We start from the raw sequence: 22532 nt of genomic DNA, 5'->3' as shown, positions 1-22532 counted from the left end.
TGCGACTTTGGTCACTGCACAAACACTCCCACAGCCAACCGCGGGTCAGTAGAAACACGACGTCAATCTGCAGCTTAGCGGCACATTTTTCCCGCAATAGGTGTATCACCTTCAATCTATGACGCCTCTTCCCCAAATTGATGGCCTGCGCTGATACATTTACCATTGGTCTAGACCCGGATCGAAAGCAGGTGTTGAAAAAAATAAACACATCCATTTTTGAAAATGTGTTTCTCAAAAACCATCACTATGTTAGCCGACAAAATTATGCATTACATACAACCAAGCCCCGACATGCGCCGCGAAACCTTAATCCAGCTTGCCCATATCCCTTGGCCAAGTGACGATGTCTCAATGTCCACGACATTGCTTCAGCGCTGCCCACGTGCTGGCGAAACACCGCTTGCATCTGTTCCCCATCTGGCGGCGTCACTGGGCGTTGCAAGCCTTCATGTCAAAGACGAACGCACGCGCATGGGGCTGGGCAGTTTCAAGGCTCTGGGAGCGGCCTATGTAATTGCCCATGATGCACAGGCGGGGCGCGCCAAGGGCCAGACCTATGTCACCGCAAGCGCCGGAAATCACGGCCTGTCGGTCGCTGCCGGTTCGGCTGCTTTTGGGGCAAATGCCATCGTCTTTCTGGCCGAGACAGTACCAGAAAGCTTTGCCGAGCGCCTGCGCAACATCGGCGCGGAAGTCCGCCGCGAAGGTGCCATTTACGAGGACGCGATGAAGGCCGCTGCCGCCCTTGCCGAAACCGAAGGGGCGACATTACTTTCGGATAGTTCGTGGGGCGGATATGTGGTTCACCCCCACCGCCTGATGGAGGGTTATTTGGTTTTGATGCAAGAGGCCGCAGCACAAATTCCGACACCGCCCACACATCTGTTCTTGCAAGCAGGTGTTGGCGGGTTGGCTGCCGCCTCAGCCGCCTATGCCCGCAAGGTCTGGGGGCACGAACCGACAATAATCGTCGTTGAGCCAGACGCCGCCCCTGCCTTGATCGCCTCGATCGCCGCCGGTTCGCCGCAGGTGACACAAGGGCCAGCGTCGCAGATGGGACGACTGGATTGCAAGGAACCTTCATTGATCGCCCTCAAGGGGCTTGCCCGTGACGCCGATATTTTCATGACCGTGACCGAAGACGAAGGCACCGCTGGACACGAGACCTTTGCCCTCGCCGGATTGCCCTCGACGCCCTCCGGTGCGGCGGGGCTGGCCGGTCTTCAGGTTGCGATGAAAGAGCCTGACATCTTTCGCCTTTCCGCAGAGTCGCGGGTGCTTCTGATCCTCAGTGAAGAGCCTACACAATGACCTCCCTTGTGCGTGGTTTTCCGGATGCCGAGTTTCAGACCCGCACCCGCCGCGCACAAGCTTTGATGGCCGAAAACGATCTGGCTGCGCTGCTGCTTACCACCGAAGCCGAGTTGCGCTATTACACCGGTTTTCTGACGCGGTTCTGGGAAAGCCCGACACGCCCTTGGTTTGTCGTGCTGCCCGCCGTCGGCGATCCGATTGCGGTCATTCCCTCCATTGGTGCCCATTTGATGCGCCAGACATGGATCACGGATGTCCGCTGTTGGCAGGCACCTGACTACACTGACGACGGGATTACACTGTTGGCCGATACCCTGATGGAAGTCGCCCCGCAGGGCACCCGGATTGGCATAGCCGATCAAATGGAAAGCAGTTTGCGGATGCCACTGGCAAATTTCCGGCAGTTGGAAAGCATGCTGGCACCGCGCGAGATCGTGGGGGATTGTAGCGTGACCCGCCGCTTGCGGTTGGTCAAATCAGACGCAGAGCTGACCAAGATCAAAACCGCCACAGCCATCGCCGACCGCGCCTTTGATCGTGTTCCCGAAATTGCACAAGCAGGCACCGCGCTGGCACAGGTGTTTCGTGATTTTCAGCGCCTATGCCTTGAGGAAGGGGCGGACTACGTGCCCTATCTTGCCGGCGGCTTGGGCCAAGACGGGTACGGCGATGTCATCTCGCCGGCAACCGATACGCCGCTGGCTGCTGGCGATGTCCTGATGTTGGACACGGGTCTGGTCTGGGATGGGTATTTCTGCGACTTTGACCGAAATTTCAGTGTCGGGCCGCCTTCTGCCGAAGTTTCCAAGGCCCATCAGCAGCTTATCACCGCAACGCGAGCCGCTTTTGATCTGGCCCGCCCCGGGGCGCTGATGTCGGATTTGTTCCACGCGATGAACGCTTGCGTAAACCCTCAGGCAACCGGGTCGGATGCTGGTCGGCTGGGCCATGGATTGGGGATGCAGTTGACAGAATGGCCGTCGATCATTGCCGCTGATCATACGCCACTGGCGGCAGGGATGGTTCTGACGCTTGAACCGGGGATCATATTGCCGAACGGGCGGATCATGGTTCACGAGGAAAACATCGTGGTCACCGATGGTACTCCGGTTTGGCTGTCGACGCCGCAACCGGCAGAAATCAGGGTGATTTGATGGGCCTCCCCTATTCCTTATCATCAGACCGCCCCGTGCAACTGGGCCTCGTTGTCCTGCAATCGGACGAGACCCTTGAACGGGACATGCGCCAGTTGCTGCCGCTCGAAACTGAGGTTCTGATCAGCCGTGTTGCCTCGGGTACCGAACTGGACACCGCGATGATTGCCGGCATGGAGGGCCGCCTGACAGGTGCAGCAGAGCTTTTGCCGCGCGGGGCACAGATCGCGGCGGTGGGCTATGGCTGTACCTCGGCTACGGCCCAAATCGGGGCCGCACGGGTTGGCGATTTAATCAAGGCTGGCGTGCCCACCCCCCATGTGACCGATCCGGTAACCGCATTGATTGCGGCCTGTTCCGCATTGGGTGTTTCGCGGCTCGGGATGATCACACCCTATGTGGCGAATGTGTCGGATCAATTGCGGGTGGTGATCGAGGCGGCAGACATCCGGGTATCCCATTTCGCCAGTTTCGAGGAAAAGCTGGAAGAAAACGTCGTCCGCATCAAGGCCGACGCGATTATCAATGCGGCAATTGATATGGCAAAGGACAGCAGTTGCGATGCGGTATTTCTGTCCTGCACAAATCTGCGGACCCTTGGCGTGATCACAGAAATTGAAACCGAGATTGGCAAACCTGTGCTTTCCAGCAATCAGGTACTGGCCTGGCATCTTATGCGTCTGGGTGGGGTAACGCCGCCCGAGGGACTACCCGGGCGGCTTTGGCAGGTTTAGCTGGGCGACATGCCGCGCAGCCGCTCTGAGCGGCGGCGCAACAATTCGACCACAAACAGCAGTACAATCGAGACCGCAATCAAGATCGTGGCAACAGCCAAAATGGTTGGACTGATCTGTTCACGCAGACCGGTAAACATTTGCCAAGGCAGGGTTTTCTGGCCCGCAGAACCGACAAACAGCACCACGACCACCTCGTCAAATGATGTAATGAAGGCGAACAACCCCCCCGATACCACCCCCGGAAGGATCAGCGGCATCTGCACCCGGAAAAAGGTTGTCACCGGCCCTGCCCCCATATTGGCAGCCGCCCGCGTCAGGGAATTGTCGAATCCCACAAGCGTTGCCGTCACGGTGATGATCACAAAGGGAATACCCAGCGCAGCATGAGCCAGAACCACCCCCAGATAGGTACCGGTCAGGGTGAACGGCAGTTCGATCTTGCCAAAGGGTGTCGGGATGTAGGGGTTGGAGTAAAAGAAATACATCCCCGTTGCCGAAATGATCAGTGGGACAATCATCGGTGAAATCAGGATCGCCATAATGGCCCGGCGGAACGGCACGTGGCTCTGGCTTAGACCGATAGCGGCCAATGTTCCCAATGACACCGACAACAATGTCGCCACGGGCGCGATTTTCAACGAGTTCTTCAACGCCAACTGCCAGTCCGAGTTGGTAAAGAAATCCTCGTAATGTTTGGTCGAATACCCCGCAGGATCAAACGCCAGCATCTCCGGCGTGAAGGTAAAGAAATCCTGCGCGTTGAACGACAAAGGGATGATCACAATGATCGGCGCGATCAGGAAAAAGAAGATCAACCCGCAAATCACACGGAAGGAATAGTACCAGGCACGCTGACCTGTTGTCGCATAAGGTGGCAATCCGGACATTCTATTAGCCCCCCAATTTCACGTTATCGATCCCGACAATCTTGTCGTAGACCCAGTACAGCACCATCACAATCGTCAGCAGGATAGTACCAAGAGCGGCCGCCAAGCCCCAGTTCAGAGAACTGGAAATGTGATAGGCAATCCGGTTCGAGATAAAGACACCTTTGGTACCACCAACCAGTTCCGGTGTGATGTAATACCCAATGGCAAGGATAAAGACGAGGATACACCCCGCACCGATCCCCGGCACTGATTGCGGAAAGTAGACCCGCCAGAAAGCCGTCCAATTCGTGGCCCCCAGTGACTTGGCCGCCCGCAGATAGCTGGGGGGAATGGTCTTCATCACCGAATAAAGCGGCAGGATCATGAATGGCAGTAGAATATGCGTCATCGCAATGATTGTGCCGGTCTGGTTGTTGATGAGTTCAAGCCGGTTGTCATCTGCGACGATCCCGATCCAGACCAGAATATCATTGATCACACCTTGCTGTTGCAACAGCACTTTCCATGCAGAGGTCCGCACCAAAAGTGATGTCCAAAAAGGCAGCAAAACAAGGATCATCAACAGGTTGGCAGTGCGGTCTTTGAGATTGGCCAGCAACCACGCGATGGGATAGCCCAGCAAAACACACATGCCCATGATCGACAGCGACATGATCATCGTGCGGATAAACAGGGTGATGTAGATCTGTTCGTTCTCGGGACGCGCCTCGACACCCTCGGCCCCTTTCATCAGGTCAACAGAATTCAGGAAATACCCGTCCGTATATCGGGGCGAATAGGTCTTGATCGTGCGCCAGACATTGGGATTCAGCCATTTGTCGTCGATATCCCCGAATGCCGTCCGAAGCGATACTGGCGTGATGCCAGAGACATCAACAGAAACCGGCAATTCCGCGCCGCTAACCGCATCGTTGTAGAGCGCAGAATAGACGAAATCCCACGGCTCTTCCTCGCTTGGGACATCATTTTCGGCCTCGACAATCATCTTGGCCCAATCGTCATAAGCACTTGTTGTCATGGGAAGTTTTGCGCGAATGCTGTCATCTGCCATCCACGCGACCCACTGTTGCGGGTCTGCATAGCGTGGGTCGGCATCCTGAAACGCTTTGGTATAGACATCGGTGTCGAACTTGCCGACACGACGCCCCGACTTGCGGAAAAGCGACGCGATGCCGGTGGTTTCATAGTTCAGCCGGCTGCCCAAACGGGTATGGGACTTATACTCGACCGCCAGCGCCATATCGGTGTAAAGCGCGTTAAAAACATCTTCGTCCGGCGTCTCGCCGGATCCAGCGTCCCAAGCATCAAGCGCAGCGACGGTGCGCGGCAGGGTTTCACTTACAATTTCATTTTCGACAGAGCGGAACAGCATGTCCGCAATCGGCATCACGAATGACACCAGAATAAAGATCAGCAAAGGCGCGATCAGTGCAAGCGCACGCATCTTTTGACGGCGCAGCGCACGATTCAGCGAGGCTTTGAGCGGACGGCCGTCGGCGGCAATCACGGGTTCTGACATGGGGCATCCCTTGTTGGTACGGGTTCGCGCGTGTTGAATCAGCGCGGTTTTTATAGATCGTGTTCGGAGGTATCAAAGAACGGGGCACGGCGAACCGTGCCCCGAAATCAATGGCTTACTTGGACAGCCAAGCCTGGAATTTCGCGTCCAGATCATCACGGTAGTCTGCCCACCATTCGTAGTTGTACAGGAAGGTGTTCTTGGCGTTGTTAGGATCGGTTGGCATATGCGGTGCCATTTCGATGCCCAATGTTGCGTGCTTGCCAACCAGCGGTGCGGAAGATTTGCGCGCAGGACCATAAGAAATGTACTTGGCCTGATCGGCCAGACGCTGTGTGTCTGTCGCGAACATGATGTAATCCAGCGCACGCGCCTGACGCTCTGGTGACAGACCGGTTGGAATGATCCAGCCATCAAGGTCAAAGACCTGCGCGTCCCACAGCATCGCAACCGGCTGTTTCTGCTCTTCAATCAGCGCGAACAGACGGCCGTTATAAGTCGAGCCCATGATCACCTCACCATCAGCCAAAAGCTGAGGTGTGTCAGCACCGGCAGACCACCAGATGGCGCTGTCTTTGATGGTGTCGAGCTTGGCAAAGGCCTGTGCCTGACCTTCTTCGGTTTCAAGAACGTCGTAAACATCTTCCTTGGCCACGCCGTCACAAATCAAGGCCCACTCAAGGTTACCAATCGGCTGTTTTTCAAGCGAGCGTTTGCCCGGATATGTATCTGTGTCAAACAGGGCACAAATGCTTGTCGGCGGTGTGTCACCAACAAGGTCCGTGCGATAGCCAACCGTGGTGGAATATACGATCTGCGGGATAAAGCAGTCGGAAACCAGCAGGTCACCAAAGTCATCAGACGCTTTCGAGCCGTCATCGCCATCGGCCAGCTGAGTGTCCGCGTCGATTTCCATCGCCAGACCTTCGTCGCACAGACGGATCGCATCGGATGCTACCACGTCAACAACGTCCCAGGTCACGTTGCCCGCTTCGTTCATTGCGCGCAGCTTGGCCACCGCTTCGGACGAGCTTTCGTCGTTGATGATCTTGACGCCGGTCTTTTCGGAATAGGGGTCATGATAGGCGTTCTTTTGCGAAGCGGAATACGCACCGCCCCAGCTGACAATCGTCATTTCATCGGCCATATGGCCATCCGCAAACGCCATAGTGGCGGTCAGCGTCAGGCAGGATGTGGCCATCAGTTTCATGGTTACGTTCATAGGTATCTCCCGTTGATCTCTGCCCGGTTTGATCGATTGAAAATGCAGCCCGGGCCGCCACATTCTCTTTTGTTCAAGTGCTTGGCCGTCAGGCGTCAAGCGCCCGACAATCCTGTGGCAACCAGCCGATTTCGATCATCTGGCCCGGTTTCAGGCGCTCTTGATCGGGGGCGTTGCGTGTTTTGATGACAAACTCATCCGTACCGGCAACGCGCAGGCGGGTGCGGAAAATATCGCCCATATAGATAAACTCAAGCACTTCAGCCTTGAGCGTATGCGCATCATCATGCAGGCGCTCGCGGTTGAATTCCACGCGCTCGGGGCGAATGGAGACTTTGGTCCGGTCACCCACGTTGTTCACGTTCACCGGCACCGCATCAATAATATCGCCGCTGTCCAGCTTGACGATACATGTGTTGCCTTTGATCTCCTGCACCACACCTTCCAGCGTATTGTTTTCGCCGATGAACTGCGCAACAAAACTGTTTTCAGGCTGTTCGTAAAGCTCGTCCGGCGGGGCCAGCTGCTGAATGCGGCCATCGTCGAACACCGCAACACGGTCTGACATGGTCAAGGCTTCGGTCTGGTCGTGGGTCACATAAACCGTGGTGATGCCAAGCTCATGGGCCAGGTTTGTGATCTCGAACTGCAAGGTTTCGCGCAACTGTTTGTCCAGCGCGCCCAAAGGTTCGTCCATCAGCACCAGCTCGGGTTCGAAAACCAAGGCCCGCGCAAGGGCGATACGCTGCTGCTGCCCACCAGACAATTGCGCGGGACGGCGACCAGCGAAATCGCCCATCTGAACCATATCCAAGGCGCGCATCACCTTTTCCTCACGCGCTGATTTACCGATCTTGCGCACTTCCAAAGGAAAAGACAGGTTTTCGGCAACCGACATATGCGGGAACAGGGCGTAGTTCTGGAACACCATGCCAATGCCGCGCTTATGAGGTGGAATATTGTTGATCGACACACCATCCAGCGTGATATCGCCGTGCGTTGCCGTTTCAAACCCTGCCAGCATCATCAGGCAGGTCGTCTTACCAGACCCTGATGGCCCAAGCATTGTAAGGAATTCGCCTTTCGGCATCGACAGGTTGAGGTCTTTGACGACAAGTGTCTCACCGTCATAGCTCTTTTGCACACGATCAAAGGCAACAAAGGCCCCGTCGGTTGAAGTCATTATGATTTATCCCCGTTTTTCCCTGCCACACAATTCGTCCGAGGGCAGATTTTTTTGTCTTCCTGGGTTAGACTGACGGCAGAGACGCCATTTGACAACGAAAAATTTAAAACCCGAAAATGCACTCACTTCTTGTTTTGCCACTCTTGCGGGAACAATGAAAAGATTCTGCAAGTGCTCCAGTGATTGCGCCCGGCAAACGACGAAAAGCTATAACTTTGCGACGAAACTTGGTGTTGGTAGTCTAACAGTATACCTCGGAAAGAAGCCAAAAAAAATTCCCGTCGCCCAATTTTTGCGCACAATCCTGTAGCGATAACGAACCATCTGGCCCGCGCTGTGCATGTTCAACCCTGCCGACATCAGGGCAATCCGCCCGCACTTCCCTGTGATTTGGGATGCAAAAACCGCTGGTCGCCGCACCATCAGGGCACGATTCGCCGGGGGATCAATGCCTTCATGCATGCTCAATCGCGACATGGGCAGTCATGATGAAGGCCCTTTCACGACACAATTTGTCCTTTTTTTTCGCAGAAGATGGCGCGAGAGCAAAACCCGCCGGCGCGGGTCCCCGTTGTTATTGTGAAGGCCAGAGAACATGCACGCACCAGACATCTCGCAAATGCACGCAGGCGCACATCCCGTGGAACCGGCCCACAAGCGGGTCACATTGCTGGTGCCGGTCTATAACGAACAGCAGTCAATCAAACCGTTTCTGGACGAGATCCAGACACTTACCAGCGGCACCGTAAAGAATATTGATTGGGAAATCCTGTTTGTGAATGACGGTAGCAAAGATGGCACCGAATTCGCCATCCGCTCCTTCATGCGCAACAATCGGGCAATCCATCTGATCAACCTGTCGCGCAACTTTGGCAAAGAGGCCGCACTTTGCGCTGGCATGGAACATGCAACCGGTGATGCGATCATTCCAATTGATGTTGATCTGCAAGACGAACCCGATGTGATCGTCCAGATGATTCAGAAATGGCGCGACGGTGCCGAGATCGTCAATGCGCGGCGCGGTGATAGGTCACAAGACACCTGGCTCAAGCGTTCAACCGCGCGGGCGTTCTACAAGGTTTTCAATGCTCTGGCCGATCACCCCATGCCGTCGGATGTGGGGGATTTCCGGCTGTTGGACCGTCAGGTGGTTGATGTCCTGCGTTCGATGGGGGAACGCGCACGGCTGAACAAGGCGCTGTTCAGCTGGGTTGGTTTCAAGACAGACGAGGTGGTCTATACCCGTCAGGAACGCAATACCGGACGCACCACCATGTCCTATTGGAAGCTGTGGAACATGGCGCTCGACGGGATTTTCTCATCGACAACCAAACCTCTGCGCATCTGGACGTATGTCGGCACCGGCTTGGCCATGGCGGCATTCATGTACGGGCTCTACTATCTGATCAGCGTATTGATCTATGGCACCGATGTGCCCGGATATGCCTCGACCTTACTGCTTATTCTGGCCTTTGGCGGGGTACAGTTGATCGCCATCGGGATCGTTGGCGAATATGTTGGCCGCATTCTTACCGAAGTGCGCGACCGCCCGCTGTATATTGTGCGCTCGCGCTATGGTCTTGAGGCTCATGCCGAAATCGGAGCTGCGGAGTGAACACAGCCACGCCGGCGCAAGACAAAGGGCACCGCGCCCTCGCCACAGTCGCACAGGTCATCCGATTTGCCGGGGTTGGTGTGCTGGCCACCTTGGTGCATGTCACTGCCGCCCTGGGTGCCGCCCATATTTTTGCGCTTGGCGCGATGACAGCGAACCTTGCCGGATTTTGCGCAGCTTTTCTTGTCTCTTTATCGGGTCATGCCAGATATACTTTCCGCGTCGGCGCGCCGAGCGCCCGGCATTCGCGTCGGTTTCTTGCGCTCTCTGCTGTATCCCTCGCGTTAAGCAGCGCCATTACCGCAGTGGCAACCGCCGCAGGCGCATCCCTGACGCAAGCCATGATCTGCATGGCCTTGATTGTGCCCACCGTTTCCTTTGTCGGCGCACGTTATTGGGCCTTTTCGACCCCGCCACGGGTGGCTGATCCGATTGGGGCAAACTCATGATCTTGAAACCCGCCACATTACTGGGCCTCTTGGCCTGCGCCCTGGTGATGGTCCTCTATGTCACGCTGGAATTCGCTTTCCCCGCAGCGCTGGACAAAGGCAAGCTGCTGGATTTCGACGCCTTCCACCTTGCCAGCGTCATGATGGCCCAAGGCAGCCTGCCCGAAACCTATGACGTTGCCACCTTTATCGAACGCCAATCTGTACTGCCGGGCTTTAACGGTACACAGCTGCTGTGGAGCTATCCGCCAACTTTTGATCTGGTCATCGCGCCACTGGGGTATCTGCCCGCTTGGCTGGCCTATGCGCTGTTTATGACAGCGACGCTGGCGCTGTTCCTTTGGGTCATCGGGCGGTTAGATGCAGACGCATTTCAAATCACGGTTATCCTGTTTTTGCCGCTGATCACCCTGATCATCCGCGCGGGGCAAAACAGCCTGCTTATGGCCTCCCTGATGGGGCTGACCTGTTTGCTGGCCCTGCGTCAATCGCGACTGGCCGGTGTGCCGCTGGGTTTGATGGCGATCAAACCACATCTCGCCGTGGGGTTTGGTATCTGGTCACTGGTTAACCGGCGCTGGCGGCTGGCGTTCACATCCCTTACCACTGTCACCATCTTCTGCGGGCTGTCCTATCTGCTGTTGGGTGCGCAAGCTTGGCAAGCATTCATCGCCGGGGTGACCGCCACCGGCGACGCCTTCCAAAACGATGCCTTTACGATCTTTCGCATGTCATCGCTCTATGCCTTTGGCCGGTCGATTGGCCTGGTTCACAGTGTCGCGCTTGCCCTGCATTTAGGTGTTATCGCGGCCGCATTGTTAACAATGGTGCGGCTGATGCAACTTGGCCTCGCCACCCGTGATCTTTTGGGCATTGGGGTGTTCTTCTCGGCCCTGCTCAGCCCTTACAATTATGATTACGATCTGGCGACCCTGACAGTGGCGGCCAGTTTGCTTGGCCCAACAGTGACGCAACATGCCACGCGCTTGCAAAATTACATAGTCGTTGCTGCGGCCTGGACCATCGGGTTTTACGGCTTTGCTGCAACCGCCCTGATTGACCTGCTTGGCCCCACCGCAAGCGCAACCCCGCCCGCGCTGATCGGTCCTCTTCTGATCCTGATCGGGACGGTTGTCGCGCAAAGCCTGTGGCGCAGCACCACACCGGCAGGGCAGCCGCATACATCAGACAGCCTTGCCCGCGCATAAACCACCCCGCAAGTCCGCAACGGGGGCAGCCACCCCCGCCCGCATGTTTATTTCAGGCGTTTATACAGCGAAGACGTATCCCAACGGCCACCGCCCATTTTCTGAACATCCTTGTAAAACTGATCTACCAACGCGGTCACCGGCAGGCTCGCCCCGTTTTCATCTGCCGTTTCCAGACAGATGCCCAGATCTTTGCGCATCCAGTCTACCGCAAACCCGTGTTCAAAATGATCGTCCAGCATGGTCTCGTAACGGTTTGCCATCTGCCAACTGCCTGCGGCACCCTGACTGATCACCTCAACCACATCACGGCCATCAAGCCCGGCTTTGGTGGCGAAATGCAGCGCCTCTGACAGCCCTTGAACCAAACCCGCAATCGCAATCTGGTTGGCCATTTTGGTCAGCTGGCCCGCACCGCTCTCTCCGATACGGCGCACCAGCTTGGCATAGATATTCATCACCGGCTCAGCACGATCGTATTCAGCAGCGTCGCCCCCGCACATGATCGACAACTGGCCGTTTTCCGCCCCCGCCTGTCCGCCGGACACCGGTGCATCTACAAAACCGAAGCCCTGATCCTTGGCTGCGACATAAAGTTCACGGGTCACTTTTGCAGACACAGTCGTGTGATCAACGAAAAGCGCACCCTGCGACATGCCCGCAAAGGCACCATCAGCACCCAGACAAACCGACCGCAAGTCATCGTCATTGCCAACGCAGGCCATCACCAATTCGGCCCCTTTTGCAGCCAGCGCCGGTGTATCCGCGCTTTGGCCACCATGTTGTTCTACCCAATCCTGTGCCTTGGCGGCGGTCCGGTTATAGACTGTCACCTCATGGCCTGCGGCCTGTAAATGGCCCGCCATTGGATAGCCCATCACGCCAAGGCCAAGGAATGCAATTTTGCTCATCGTGACGTTCCTTTTTGGAAATTTCTCGGCGGCACCTGTCAAAATGCGCGCTCTGGTTTTCAAGATCTATCAAACATCCGAGGGGCGCGGGTTGTGAAAATATGCTGCAAGCGCTGCGGCTTGTCATCCGTGACCATCGGTGCCTGAAACCAAGTGATAGGGCCGCTATTTGCCACCTGCAACCCGCACATCCAAATCGCGCAACAATGTATTAAAGGCAGGCGGCGGTGGCGTATCCGTGATCAACATATCGGTGCCACCTAGCGCCGGTTGCCGCAAGGCTGGTCGATGGCTTTGCGGAAGGAACTTGGAGTGATCAACCGACATGATTGCCTGCGCCGCATTTTTAAGCATGGCATTGGCCATATCGACCTCGCATTGTTCATGCACCAAAAAGCCTTTTTCCGCATCCACCATTGAGGCCGACAGAATGACAAAATCAACCTGCATCCGTTCAATCACGTCAAAAGCGGAACGGTCAAATGCGGCCCCATCATGATCGCGCAACTGTGTGCCCGCCATCGACACCCTGTTGCCCGGAATGATTGCCAGCGTACTGGCGACAAAGGCCGAATTGGTTACCACCGTCAGTTTCTGGCGGGTGCGCAACGCTTGGGCGATGAACCCCGAGGTCGAGCCGGTATCAATAGCAACGCTGGCCCCGTCCGGCACGATTTCCGCCGCCAGCCGGGCAATGGCAACCTTAGCGCTGCGGTTCTGATTCATTCGGGCCAGAAATGGCGGGTCTGACGCAGTCCGGTTAGAGACAAGGGCGCCATGCACTTTGTCCAAATCCCCACTTTCAACAAGAGGCTGTGACACACGCCGGATGGTCTGGTCCGACACGCCAAGAATCTGGGCCAATTCCATGACTGAAACGGTCCCGCGCATGTTCACGGCATGTAAAATCTGGGCTTTGTATTTCGACATGACCCAGACATATACCCATAATTCCAACAGGGAAACGCAATATTTGCAAGATATTCGGATCAAATATCAACATAAATCAACATTTTATTTGATGAAATGTCGATTCAAGGTAAGCTCGACGCCATAATACACCATATTGGGCGGCACAATGGCACAGCACAGCGCGAAACATCTTATCATCGGTGGCGGCATCCTTGGCTGTTCGATTGCCTATCATCTGACCCGTATGGGCGAAAAAGATGTGGTTCTTTTGGAACGGGCAAACCTGACCGAAGGGGCGACGTGGCACGCGGCCGGTCTGGTTGGGCAACTGCGTTCCTCGCGCAACACCACACGGATGCTGAAGAAATCGGTCGAGATGTATGACCGGCTTCAGAATGAGGACGGGCTGCAATTCGATTGGAAGAAGACCGGTTCCTTGCGTCTGGCCGCGACCAAAGAACGGATGCTTGAGGCGAAAAGGCTGGCCACAATGGCACGCAGTTTTGATCTGGACATGCAGATCATCAGCCCATCAGAGGCAAAAGAGTTGTTCCCGCTGATCGAAGAGCGCGGGCTGGAGGGGGCGGCGTTTATCCCCACAGACGGCTATGTCGATCCCGCATCCCTGTGTCAGGCCGTCGCGGGGGCGGCACGTCGGCAAGGGGCGAACATCCGCCAGAATGTCGAGGTGCTGGACTTTAACGTCACAGACGGGCGGATCACTTCTGTCGAAACCACGGAAGGGCGTTGGGAGGCCGAGACAATCATTCTGGCCACCGGCATGTGGAGTCGCGAAATCGCCGCGAAACTGGGGCTGAAAATTCCCGCCTGCGCGGTCGAACACCAATACATCATCACGGAATCCACCGGCAACGAAATCGGTCACTACCCCACGCTGCGCGATCCTGAACGGCTGGTCTATTATAAACCTGACGTCGGCGGGCGGCTGGTTGTCGGCGGGTACGAGGACGCCACACTGCCCTTCGGCGACACCGGCATTCCGGGCAAATTCGTGCGCCAGCTGTTGCCCGAGAATCTTGACCGATTCCTGCCACTGGCCGAACTGGCCGGAAAGGTAACACCGGTGATCAATGAGGTCGGCATAATGCAGGTGATCAACGGACCGATCCCTTACTCCGCGGATGGCGATTTTGTTATGGGCTGGCAGCCGGGTTACCAAAACCTGATGCTGGCCACCGGTTTTCTCTACGGCATTGCGGCGGGTGGTGGTGCCGGCGAGATGATTGCCGAATGGGTGGTCGACGGGCAGCCATCGCTGGACCTATGGCCCTTGGACGTGCGCCGCTTTGGTCCGCATCACGGCACCCGTGCCTTCATGTATCCACGCGCGGTCGAGCATTACGCGCATCACTACAAAATGCGGTATCCCGGTCAGGAGCATGAAACTATACGCCAGTTGCGCCTGTCCCCGCTCTATCAGCGGCTCAAGGATCAGGGCGCGGTATATGGCAGTAAAAATGGCTGGGAACGGCCCCTGTGGTTTGCCCCCAACGGGGTGGAGCCGCTAGATCAGCTTGATTTCCTGACCCCGGGCTGGAAGGCCTTTGCCGCCAAGGAACATATGGCGGTGCGCGAAAATGTGGCGCTGATTGATCAAAGCAGCTTTGCCAAGTTCGAGATCATCGGCACTGGGGTCTTGGCCGCGCTGCAACGTCTCTGTGTGTCCAATATGGACAAACCAGTGGGCACGATCATTTACACACAGATGTGCAATGCTAAGGGCGGGATAGAGGCCGATGTGACCTTTATCCGTCTTGCAAAGGATCGGTTTTATCTGGTCACCGGCTCCGGTTTTGGCGTGCATGACAGTGACTGGATCGAACGACACCTGCCTGACGATGGGTCGGTCCATGTGATCGAAGTGACCAGCGCGATGGCGGTGATTAACATTGCGGGTCCGAATGCACGCAAGGTGCTGGCAGCGGCATCGGAAAGCGATGTCTCGAACGCGGCTCTGCCGTTTTCAACCGCGCGCGACATTATCATCGGCGCCGCCCCGGTGCGCGCTGCCCGGATCGGCTATGTTGGGGAACTGGGTTATGAATTGCACATCCCCACCGAATTTGCCGCCCATGTCTATGACCGGCTTTGGCAGGCGGGCAAAGCGCACGGCATCACCAATGTCGGCTACCGCGCGATTGAAAGCCTGCGGATGGAAAAGGGCTATGTCTATTGGTCGGGCGACATCTCGCCGGATTATACCCCGATCGAGGCGGGTTTGGGGTTCCGCGTACACCTGAAGTCCAAGGGCGATTTCATTGGCAGACGTATCCTTGAAGCACAGAAAACCGTCGGTGTTCAACGCAGGCTTTGCACCTTTGTGACGCCGGAAAACCTGCCGCTGACGGGCGGCGAGGCGGTTTTACTGGGGGAAAAACTGGTCTCGCTTGCCACCTCGGTCGGATTTGGCTGGACCGTGGGGCAAACCATCATTCGCGGCTATCTTGAAAAAGAACATTGGGACACAAGTGACTTCACCCTTGAAGTCTTTGGCGACCGCCACCCGATCACCCAGGTCGAGGGCCCACTTTACGACCCCCAGAACGTAGCATTGAAAGGGTAAATTGATGAGCAAACATGCGAAAACCGTCCTGCAAGCCCTGCGTAAAGCCCCGCAATTTGCGGAGGTTGAAAACCCCGACAGCATCACCCGTCTGGGCGGCCTGACCAATCTGGTGCATCGTGTCGATATGGGCGACACTTCGGTCATCGTCCGTATCGCGGGCGATGGCACAGAGGAATATATTGACCGCACAGTTGAGGTACATAACGCCGAAGCAGCGGCGCGCGCAGGTGTTTCGCCAAGGGTGATCTTTGCCGAACCGGCAAGCGGTCTGATGATCAGTGAAACCGTACCGGATGTAGAAACAATGTCGCCCGAGTTGTTCGCGACACGCGGCGGATCACCGGCCCGTGCAGGGATCGCATTGGCGAAGTTGCACACCTCGGGTGAAACCTTCCAATTCCGGTTCGAGTTATTTGCAATGATTGATGACTATCTGAACATCTTATCGACCAAGGACGTCGAACTGCCAGAAGGCTATGACGGGGTTGTTGCGGCGGCAAACCCGATCAAACAGGTTCTGGAAAGTGCAAACATCACGCTGGCCCCTTGCCATTGCGACCCCCTGTGCGAGAACTTTCTGGATGATGGCACCGTCATGTGGATCGTGGATTGGGAATATTCCGGCATGAACGATCCCTTGTGGGATGTTGGTGATCTATCTGTCGAAGCCGGCATGAATGCACGGCAGGATAGCGAGCTGATGACCGCGTATTTCGGTCGGCCTGCAACGGCAGCAGAAACAGGTCGCATGGTAATTTACAAGGCGATGTGTGATCTCCTGTGGACGTTGTGGGGGTTGATCCAGCACGCTGATGGCAACCCGGCGGAAGATTTCTGGGCCTATGCCACGGGCCGGTTTGAGCGTTGCAAGGCACTGATGCAGGACCCCGCGTTCCAAGCCCATGTCGATGCGGTCCGGGCCGGTTAGGCGTTCACCAACTCGATCAACTCCGCGTGCAATTCAGGCGTTGCCGCCGTCAGGGTTCGCCCGTCAGATCCCATGCCCAGTGGCCCACCCTGCCAGTCGGTCATTATGCCGCCTGCCGCCTCTACCACGGCACTGACGGGCAGATAGTCATAAGGCTGCAAATCGAAATCAACCACCGCATCCACCAACCCGCGCGCGACCAAGGCATGAGGATAGCAATCCGCCCCCATTCGGCGCAGCTCACCGGCCTGCACAAGACGTGCAAAGACCGTCGGGGCTTGGGCGGCGATTTTGTCCCCTTCGTTGATGAACAACCGTGCTTTTGCCAGCTCCCTACACGCGCTCACGCTGATTGGCGCACCGTTGCAGGTCGCCCCGAACCCCACTGCCCCGGCATAGACCTCATCCAGCGCCGGCATACGGATGATCCCCAACTGTGGGCCCTGCCCCGTCAGATACCCCAACAACATTCCGAACAAGGGCAACCCCGTGATAAAGGACCGCGTGCCATCAATCGGATCGACAATCCACATATCACCGCCCGCGCCCGTCTGGCCAAACTCTTCACCGAAAATCGCCTCCCTCGGGAAAGCGCGCGCCAAACCCTCGCGGATCGCGGTTTCGGTTTCCTTATCCGCTACTGTCACCGGGCTTTGATCCAGCTTGGTTTCAATGTCAGGGCTGTTGCGGAAGTGGCCCAGTGCAACCTGTGCCGCGGCTTCGGTGATCCCTAAGGCTGTCAGCAGCCGCTTTTCAAGGTCAGTCATGGGGCATCCTTTCATTGGGCCAGCGCACCGCCCATCTATTCCGCAACCAACATCCAAAAGCTACAAAATTAGTTGCGATATGTTGATTTTTGTTGATTTAGGGATTTTAACCTTGTTGAATGATCCCAGAGAGCCCGCGCTATGCTAGCCTAGATGCTATATCTCATAGACGAACCGGGCCCATAACCGGGAGTTAACAATGAAAATTCTATCCGTTGCAGCAGCCGCATTACTGGCCGCGACACCAGCCCTTGCGCAAGAATCGACCGACCCGATCAAGCTCACCCTGCATGACTGGTCAGGCCAGCTGATCACCACCACCCTGATGGGTGAGGTTTTGAAAGAAGCCGGATATAACGTCGAATATGTGCAGGCCGATTACATCGCCCAATTTGCCGGGCTGAAAACCGGTGACCTGCATGTTGCGATGGAAATCTGGGAGACCACTGGCCGCGAGGCAATGGACGAGGCGACTGCATCTGGCAAGGTGATCAATCAGGGCGAAACCGGCATGATCGCCATCGAAGAATGGTGGTATCCCGCCTATATGGAAGAACGTTGTCCCGGCCTGCCGAATTGGGAGGCGCTGAAGGAATGTGCAGACGCGTTTTCCACGCCGGAAACCGCACCGCTTGGCCGTTACTTGGGCGGGCCTGTGACTTGGGGCGGATTTGACGAAGAACGTGTCGAGGCACTTGGCCTTGATTTCGAAGTGATCCACGCGGGCACGGACGCGGCACTTTTCGCGGAACTTGAATCCGCTTACCAACGCCAAGACCCGATCATGCTGTGGATCTATTCGCCACACTGGGCTCCGGCCAAATACGACGGTAAATTCGTTAAATTCCCTGAGTATTCGCCAGAGTGTTACGCCGACCCATCTGTTGGCATGAATCCTGACGCGGCTTATGACTGTGGTAAACCGACGGGCCCGATCTGGAAAGTATCCTGGGCTGGTCTGGACGACAAATGGCCAAACGCCGGCAAAGCTATCCGTAATTTCGACATCGACAATGACGCCATGGGCGCGATGGTTGCCGACGTCGACCTGAACGGAAAATCAGTGGACGAGACTGTTGCCGCATGGATGGCCGACAACAAGGATGTCTGGTCGACCTGGATTGCCAACTGACCGCACCTGATCCCACCGACAAAAGCTGCGCGCCGGTCTTGCGGCGCGCAACACCCTACCCTTTTCACATGGATTGCCGACCTGCCAGCCGCCTCCGGCTGACGGATGACGCGCGACCGAGGCCCCAATGAACACGACAACCATCCTAGAGTGCCGCGACGTCTGGAAAATCTACGGGGCCAAGGCCGATAGCTTTCTGACCCACACGCCCGATCCGCAGAAAGGCGACCTGCGCAAGCACAACCTGATCGGAGCGGTACGCCGCGCCAATGTACAAATCCGCAAGGGTGAGATTTTCGTGATCATGGGCCTTTCCGGCTCGGGGAAATCCACCTTGGTTCGCTGCCTGTCGCGGCTGGTTGAACCAACTGCCGGCGAGATATTCTTTGAAGGCAAGAATCTGCTGAGCATGAACGAAGCAGAGCTGATCCATATCCGGCGCACAAAGATGGGCATGGTGTTTCAACAATTTGCCCTGCTGCCGCATTTGACCGTTCTGGAAAACGCCGCCTTTCCTTTGGATGTGCAAGGGATCGACAAGGTAACCCGCGAAGACCGCGCCATGGAAATGGTCGAACTGGTCGGGTTAAAGGGGCGCGAAAACAACTATCCGCGCGAATTGTCCGGCGGTCAGCAACAACGGGTCGGCATCGCCCGGTCCCTCGTTGTCGAACCTGATCTGTGGTTTTTGGACGAACCATTTTCGGCGCTTGACCCACTGATCCGGCGCGAAATGCAAGATGAATTCATGCGGCTGCAAAACATGCTCCATAAAACCATCGTTTTCATCACCCATGATTTTGACGAGGCGATCCGCCTCGCCGACCGTATAGCCGTGATGAAAGACGGTGAAATCCAACAGGTCGCAACACCCGAGGAACTGGTGCTGAACCCGGCCACTGATTATGTCGCAGAGTTCACCCGCTACGTTAGCCGCTCCAAAGTGATCACTGCCGGCTCTGTCATACAGCCGCTGCAAGATGGCACGTTTGCCGGCACTGTCGATCACAAACAGCTGATTGATGACATCGCCAGCCAGATCGAGGGGGCCAACGCGCCCTACAGGGTCGAAAAGGACGGCGAGGTCATCGGCCAGATCACCCGACAGGCCGTGATTGATGTGCTTGTGGGGCGCGCATAAATGCCGCGTTGGCTGACATCGGGGCGCGTGTTCTGGCTGGCGCTATTCGCTGTAACCTGGGCGCTGTCCACCTGGTCGTTCCAGCTTTATAAGGCGCTTGATGCACGCTGGATCATCCGATTTCCCAAGAAATGGCAGCTGGAGCTTGATGGTGCAATCAGTGGCTTTCTGATCTGGCTGGTTGAGGACGCAGGGTTTTACCTGTTTTCGTTCAAGGATTTGACCCGCGCGATGGCGGCCTTGATCGAAGCCCCCTATCAATTCCTGCGAAATCTGCTGATCGAAGGGTTCTCAAGCGGCTATGGCGAGACCGCCGTACAACTGGCCCCCTCCCTCAGCTGGATTGCCATCATCATTTGTATCGCCGCCATCGGGCTGTACGCCCGCGACTGGGCGTTGGCAGCATTGGTTGGCTGTTGCTTTTTGTATCTCGCAGTATTCGGCCAGTGGCACAGCGCGATGATCACCCTGGCCTCGGTCCTGATTGCCGTGCCTATTGGTGCTGTTGGGGGGCTGTTTCTGGGCATCGCGGCCTATCGCCATCCTTGGGTCGACATGGCCCTGCGCCCCGTGCTGGACCTGATGCAGACGGTGCCTGTTTTCGCCTATCTTGTGCCAATCCTGATCCTGTTCGGCTTTGGACCCGTTGCCGCGCTGGTCGCTACGATCATCTATGCGATGCCGCCCATGGTGCGCATCACCATCGTCGCTTTGCGCAATGTCCCCGACGAAATCCTTGAAGCCGGGCACATGGCAGGATGTACGCAGCGCCAGATCATGTGGAAAATTCTGGTGCCCTCGGCCACCCCCACGCTTATGGTCGGGGTCAATCAGGTGATCATGCTGTCGCTGAACATGGTGATCATCGCCTCGATGATTGGTGCGGGAGGCTTGGGCTTTGACGTGTTGGCCTCGCTGCGCCGGCTTGATATCGGTGGCGGGATTGAGGCTGGTCTGGCCATTGTCCTGATGGCCATCGCGCTGGACCGGGCCAGTCAGGCGTTTTCAGAACGCAAGTACCGTGTCCGCAAATCCGGCAATCTGATCCAGCGGTACCCGCTGAGCAGCACGGTTCTGTTTTTCGCAATCGCAACAATGATCCTCGGGCGTCTTATCCCAGCGGTGCAAACCTATCCAGAAGCGCTGACCCTGACCACGGGCCCCTTCTGGGCCGGTGCGATGGAGTGGATCAACGTCAATTTCTTTGACACATTCGAGGCCATAAAGCTGGTGATCCTTCAGGGGCTTCTTTTGCCGGTAAAGAAGTTTTTCACCGGCATTCCCTGGGCTTGGGGCATTATTGCCACGGGGCTGATGGCAGCACGGATCGGTGGCTGGAAACTGGGCATCATGGCCATGCTGATGATGGGGTTCATCGCCGCCAGTGGTCTGTGGGGCAAGGCGATGGTCACGATTTACCTTTGTGGTGTCTCGGTTCTGATCGCCACAATAGTCGGCATACCCTTGGGCATCTGGGCGGCGGAACGGCCCAAGGCGGGCAAGGTTATCCTTGGCCTGATGGACACGCTGCAAACCTTGCCCAGCTTTGTTTATCTGATCCCTGTCATCATGTTATTTCGCGTCGGCGATTTCAGCGCGATGATCGCTGTGGTGCTTTATGCGCTGGCCCCTGCGGTACGCTATGCCGCCCACGGGCTGGGTGATGTACCCGAACAAATGATCGAGGCGGGCCATATGGCCGGCTGCACCAAGCGCCAGATCCTGTGGCGCATTAAACTGCCACTGGCCACGCCGCAGCTTTTGTTGGGGTTGAACCAGACCACTATGCTTGCCCTGTCGATGCTGGTGATCACTGCATTGGTCGGCACCCGTGATCTGGGTCAGGAGGTCTATATCGCGCTGACCAAGGCCAACGCCGGCAAGGGGATTGTCGCGGGGCTGTCGGTCGCCTTTATCGCCATCATCGCTGACCGTTTGGTCAACGCTTTGGCCCGGGGACAACGTAAGAGGTTGGGCATATGACACGTGAAATCATCAACAAGATCGCGAACCTTAGCTGTTTCCAAGACCCGCAAGACATCACTGCCCTTGGCGGCGGGCTGACCAATGTGAACCTGCGGGTACGCGACGGGACGCAGCAGTTTGTTGTGCGCCTTGGCGAAGACATCGCCGAACATGGCGTGATGCGCTGGAACGAACTGGCCCTCTCGCAAGCCGCCAGCGCAGCAGGATTTTCACCCAAGGTGATCCACCATGAGCCCGGTGTTCTGGTGCTGGAGTTTCTGAACGCCCAGACCTTCAGCGAGGCAGATGTGCGCAACCCCGACAATTTGCAGCGGATCATTTCAATGATCACCCACGTTCATCGCGACCTTGCCGGTCACCTCAGCCAACCGGTACTAACCTTCTGGCCGTTTCAGGTGAACCGCAGTTATGCGGCGCGATTGCACACGGATGGGTCGCACCACGCCAAGGCCCTGCCTGCGATGCTGGCCCAGCTTAATGAGTTGGAAGCTGCGGTCGGCCAGATTGATATGGTGATCGGCCACAATGATTTGCTGGCCGCCAATATCCTCGATGATGGTGACAAGCTTTGGTTGATTGACTGGGAATATGGCGGATATAACTCGCCGCTGTTCGATCTGGCGGGGCTGGCGTCAAACAACGCCCTCTCCGAAGATCAGGAACGCGCGATGCTGGCGCAGTATTTTGAGACCTCTCCCGAAAAACACTGGCGCGCCTACAGCGCCATGAAATGCACATCGCTGATGCGCGAAACCCTTTGGTCAATGACCTCGGAAATCCATTCTGAACTGGATGTGGATTACGGCGCTTACACCTCTGAAAACATGGAACGACTGACCTCGGCACTTGCCGATTTCGCGCAGACATAAGG

The 22532-nt window shown here is 56.6% G+C and carries 19 protein-coding genes; 12 read left to right on the top strand and 7 right to left on the bottom strand.

Annotation, left to right across the window (positions count from 1 at the left end):
- Window positions 1–294: 294 nt before the first annotated feature.
- The 3 genes from HKX44_RS13960 to HKX44_RS13950 are packed head-to-tail and all read left to right on the top strand — an operon-like array spanning window position 295 to window position 3205.
- Window positions 295–1314, top strand: coding sequence for a pyridoxal-phosphate dependent enzyme (locus HKX44_RS13960; RefSeq protein ID WP_276153231.1), 1020 nt, complete (start codon window positions 295–297; stop codon window positions 1312–1314).
- A complete protein-coding gene (locus HKX44_RS13955) occupies window positions 1311–2471 on the top strand; it encodes a Xaa-Pro peptidase family protein (RefSeq protein ID WP_276151974.1) in 1161 nt (386 codons plus the stop codon). Before HKX44_RS13960 ends, HKX44_RS13955 begins: the two co-directional genes overlap by 4 nt.
- Window positions 2471–3205 (top strand): Asp/Glu racemase, encoded by a 735-nt coding sequence (locus tag HKX44_RS13950; RefSeq protein WP_276151973.1) that lies wholly within the window; start codon window positions 2471–2473, stop codon window positions 3203–3205. The genes HKX44_RS13955 and HKX44_RS13950 overlap by 1 nt, the downstream gene beginning before the upstream one ends.
- Here HKX44_RS13950 and HKX44_RS13945 read toward each other — a convergent pair.
- The 4 genes from HKX44_RS13945 to HKX44_RS13930 all read right to left on the bottom strand — a co-directional run bounded on the left by HKX44_RS13945 (window position 3202) and on the right by HKX44_RS13930 (window position 8022).
- Window positions 3202–4095 (bottom strand): ABC transporter permease, encoded by an 894-nt coding sequence (locus HKX44_RS13945; protein ID WP_276151972.1) that lies wholly within the window; start codon window positions 4093–4095, stop codon window positions 3202–3204. The two genes, HKX44_RS13950 and HKX44_RS13945, sit on opposite strands and share 4 nt — an antisense overlap.
- A gap of 4 nt (window positions 4096–4099) precedes the next feature.
- Window positions 4100–5617, bottom strand: coding sequence for an ABC transporter permease (locus HKX44_RS13940; protein ID WP_276151971.1), 1518 nt, complete (start codon window positions 5615–5617; stop codon window positions 4100–4102).
- A gap of 115 nt (window positions 5618–5732) precedes the next feature.
- Window positions 5733–6839 carry an extracellular solute-binding protein gene (locus tag HKX44_RS13935; RefSeq protein WP_276151970.1) on the bottom strand — a complete coding sequence of 369 codons (1107 nt, stop codon included), beginning with the start codon at window positions 6837–6839 and terminating at the stop codon, window positions 5733–5735.
- Window positions 6840–6927: 88 nt separating this feature from the next.
- Entirely contained in the window at window positions 6928–8022 is a 1095-nt protein-coding gene (locus tag HKX44_RS13930; protein ID WP_276151969.1) for an ABC transporter ATP-binding protein, read from the bottom strand.
- A gap of 598 nt (window positions 8023–8620) precedes the next feature.
- Here HKX44_RS13930 and HKX44_RS13925 point away from each other — a divergent pair.
- The 3 genes from HKX44_RS13925 to HKX44_RS13915 are packed head-to-tail and all read left to right on the top strand — an operon-like array spanning window position 8621 to window position 11297.
- On the top strand, window positions 8621–9640 hold the full coding sequence (locus HKX44_RS13925) for a glycosyltransferase family 2 protein (protein ID WP_276151968.1): 1020 nt from the start codon (window positions 8621–8623) through the stop codon (window positions 9638–9640).
- Window positions 9637–10089 (top strand): GtrA family protein, encoded by a 453-nt coding sequence (locus tag HKX44_RS13920; RefSeq protein WP_276151967.1) that lies wholly within the window; start codon window positions 9637–9639, stop codon window positions 10087–10089. The genes HKX44_RS13925 and HKX44_RS13920 overlap by 4 nt, the downstream gene beginning before the upstream one ends.
- The gene (locus HKX44_RS13915) at window positions 10086–11297 is read left to right on the top strand and encodes a glycosyltransferase family 87 protein (RefSeq protein WP_276151966.1); all 1212 of its coding nucleotides are present in this window, start codon (window positions 10086–10088) and stop codon (window positions 11295–11297) included. The genes HKX44_RS13920 and HKX44_RS13915 overlap by 4 nt, the downstream gene beginning before the upstream one ends.
- Window positions 11298–11344: 47 nt before the next feature.
- Here the strand turns inward: HKX44_RS13915 and HKX44_RS13910 are convergent, their stop codons facing one another.
- Window positions 11345–12250 (bottom strand): NAD(P)-dependent oxidoreductase, encoded by a 906-nt coding sequence (locus HKX44_RS13910; RefSeq protein ID WP_276151965.1) that lies wholly within the window; start codon window positions 12248–12250, stop codon window positions 11345–11347.
- 123 nt (window positions 12251–12373) lie between these two features.
- Entirely contained in the window at window positions 12374–13138 is a 765-nt protein-coding gene (locus tag HKX44_RS13905; protein ID WP_276153232.1) for a DeoR/GlpR family DNA-binding transcription regulator, read from the bottom strand.
- Between the two features lie 148 nt (window positions 13139–13286).
- On the opposite strand from HKX44_RS13905, the gene HKX44_RS13900 reads away from it, so the two are divergent.
- Together HKX44_RS13900 and HKX44_RS13895 are read left to right on the top strand one after the other, a co-directional pair.
- Entirely contained in the window at window positions 13287–15704 is a 2418-nt protein-coding gene (locus HKX44_RS13900) for an FAD-dependent oxidoreductase (RefSeq protein WP_276151963.1), read from the top strand.
- Window positions 15705–15708: 4 nt separating this feature from the next.
- A complete protein-coding gene (locus tag HKX44_RS13895; RefSeq protein WP_276151962.1) occupies window positions 15709–16635 on the top strand; it encodes a choline/ethanolamine kinase family protein in 927 nt (308 codons plus the stop codon).
- Here the strand turns inward: HKX44_RS13895 and HKX44_RS13890 are convergent.
- Entirely contained in the window at window positions 16632–17402 is a 771-nt protein-coding gene (locus HKX44_RS13890; RefSeq protein WP_276151961.1) for an inositol monophosphatase family protein, read from the bottom strand. The two genes, HKX44_RS13895 and HKX44_RS13890, sit on opposite strands and share 4 nt — an antisense overlap.
- Before the next feature lie 199 nt (window positions 17403–17601).
- On the opposite strand from HKX44_RS13890, the gene HKX44_RS13885 reads away from it, so the two are divergent.
- From HKX44_RS13885 to HKX44_RS13870, 4 genes are all read left to right on the top strand, one after another.
- On the top strand, window positions 17602–18534 hold the full coding sequence (locus HKX44_RS13885) for an ABC transporter substrate-binding protein (protein WP_276151960.1): 933 nt from the start codon (window positions 17602–17604) through the stop codon (window positions 18532–18534).
- Between the two features lie 127 nt (window positions 18535–18661).
- Complete coding sequence (locus HKX44_RS13880; RefSeq protein ID WP_276151959.1) at window positions 18662–19675, top strand: betaine/proline/choline family ABC transporter ATP-binding protein; 1014 nt, start codon at window positions 18662–18664, stop codon at window positions 19673–19675.
- Window positions 19676–21658 (top strand): ABC transporter permease subunit, encoded by a 1983-nt coding sequence (locus HKX44_RS13875; RefSeq protein ID WP_276151958.1) that lies wholly within the window; start codon window positions 19676–19678, stop codon window positions 21656–21658. It begins immediately after the preceding gene.
- Window positions 21655–22530: a choline/ethanolamine kinase family protein gene (locus HKX44_RS13870; RefSeq protein WP_276151957.1), complete on the top strand. Its 876-nt coding sequence runs from the start codon at window positions 21655–21657 to the stop codon at window positions 22528–22530. The genes HKX44_RS13875 and HKX44_RS13870 overlap by 4 nt, the downstream gene beginning before the upstream one ends.
- Window positions 22531–22532 lie beyond the last annotated feature (2 nt).

It is taken from the genome of Sulfitobacter sp. M05 (genome assembly GCF_029285175.1).
Lineage (GTDB): Bacteria > Pseudomonadota > Alphaproteobacteria > Rhodobacterales > Rhodobacteraceae > Sulfitobacter.
The sequence above is the reverse complement of the archived record's forward strand: the minus strand, read 5'-3'. Positions and strand labels throughout refer to the sequence as shown.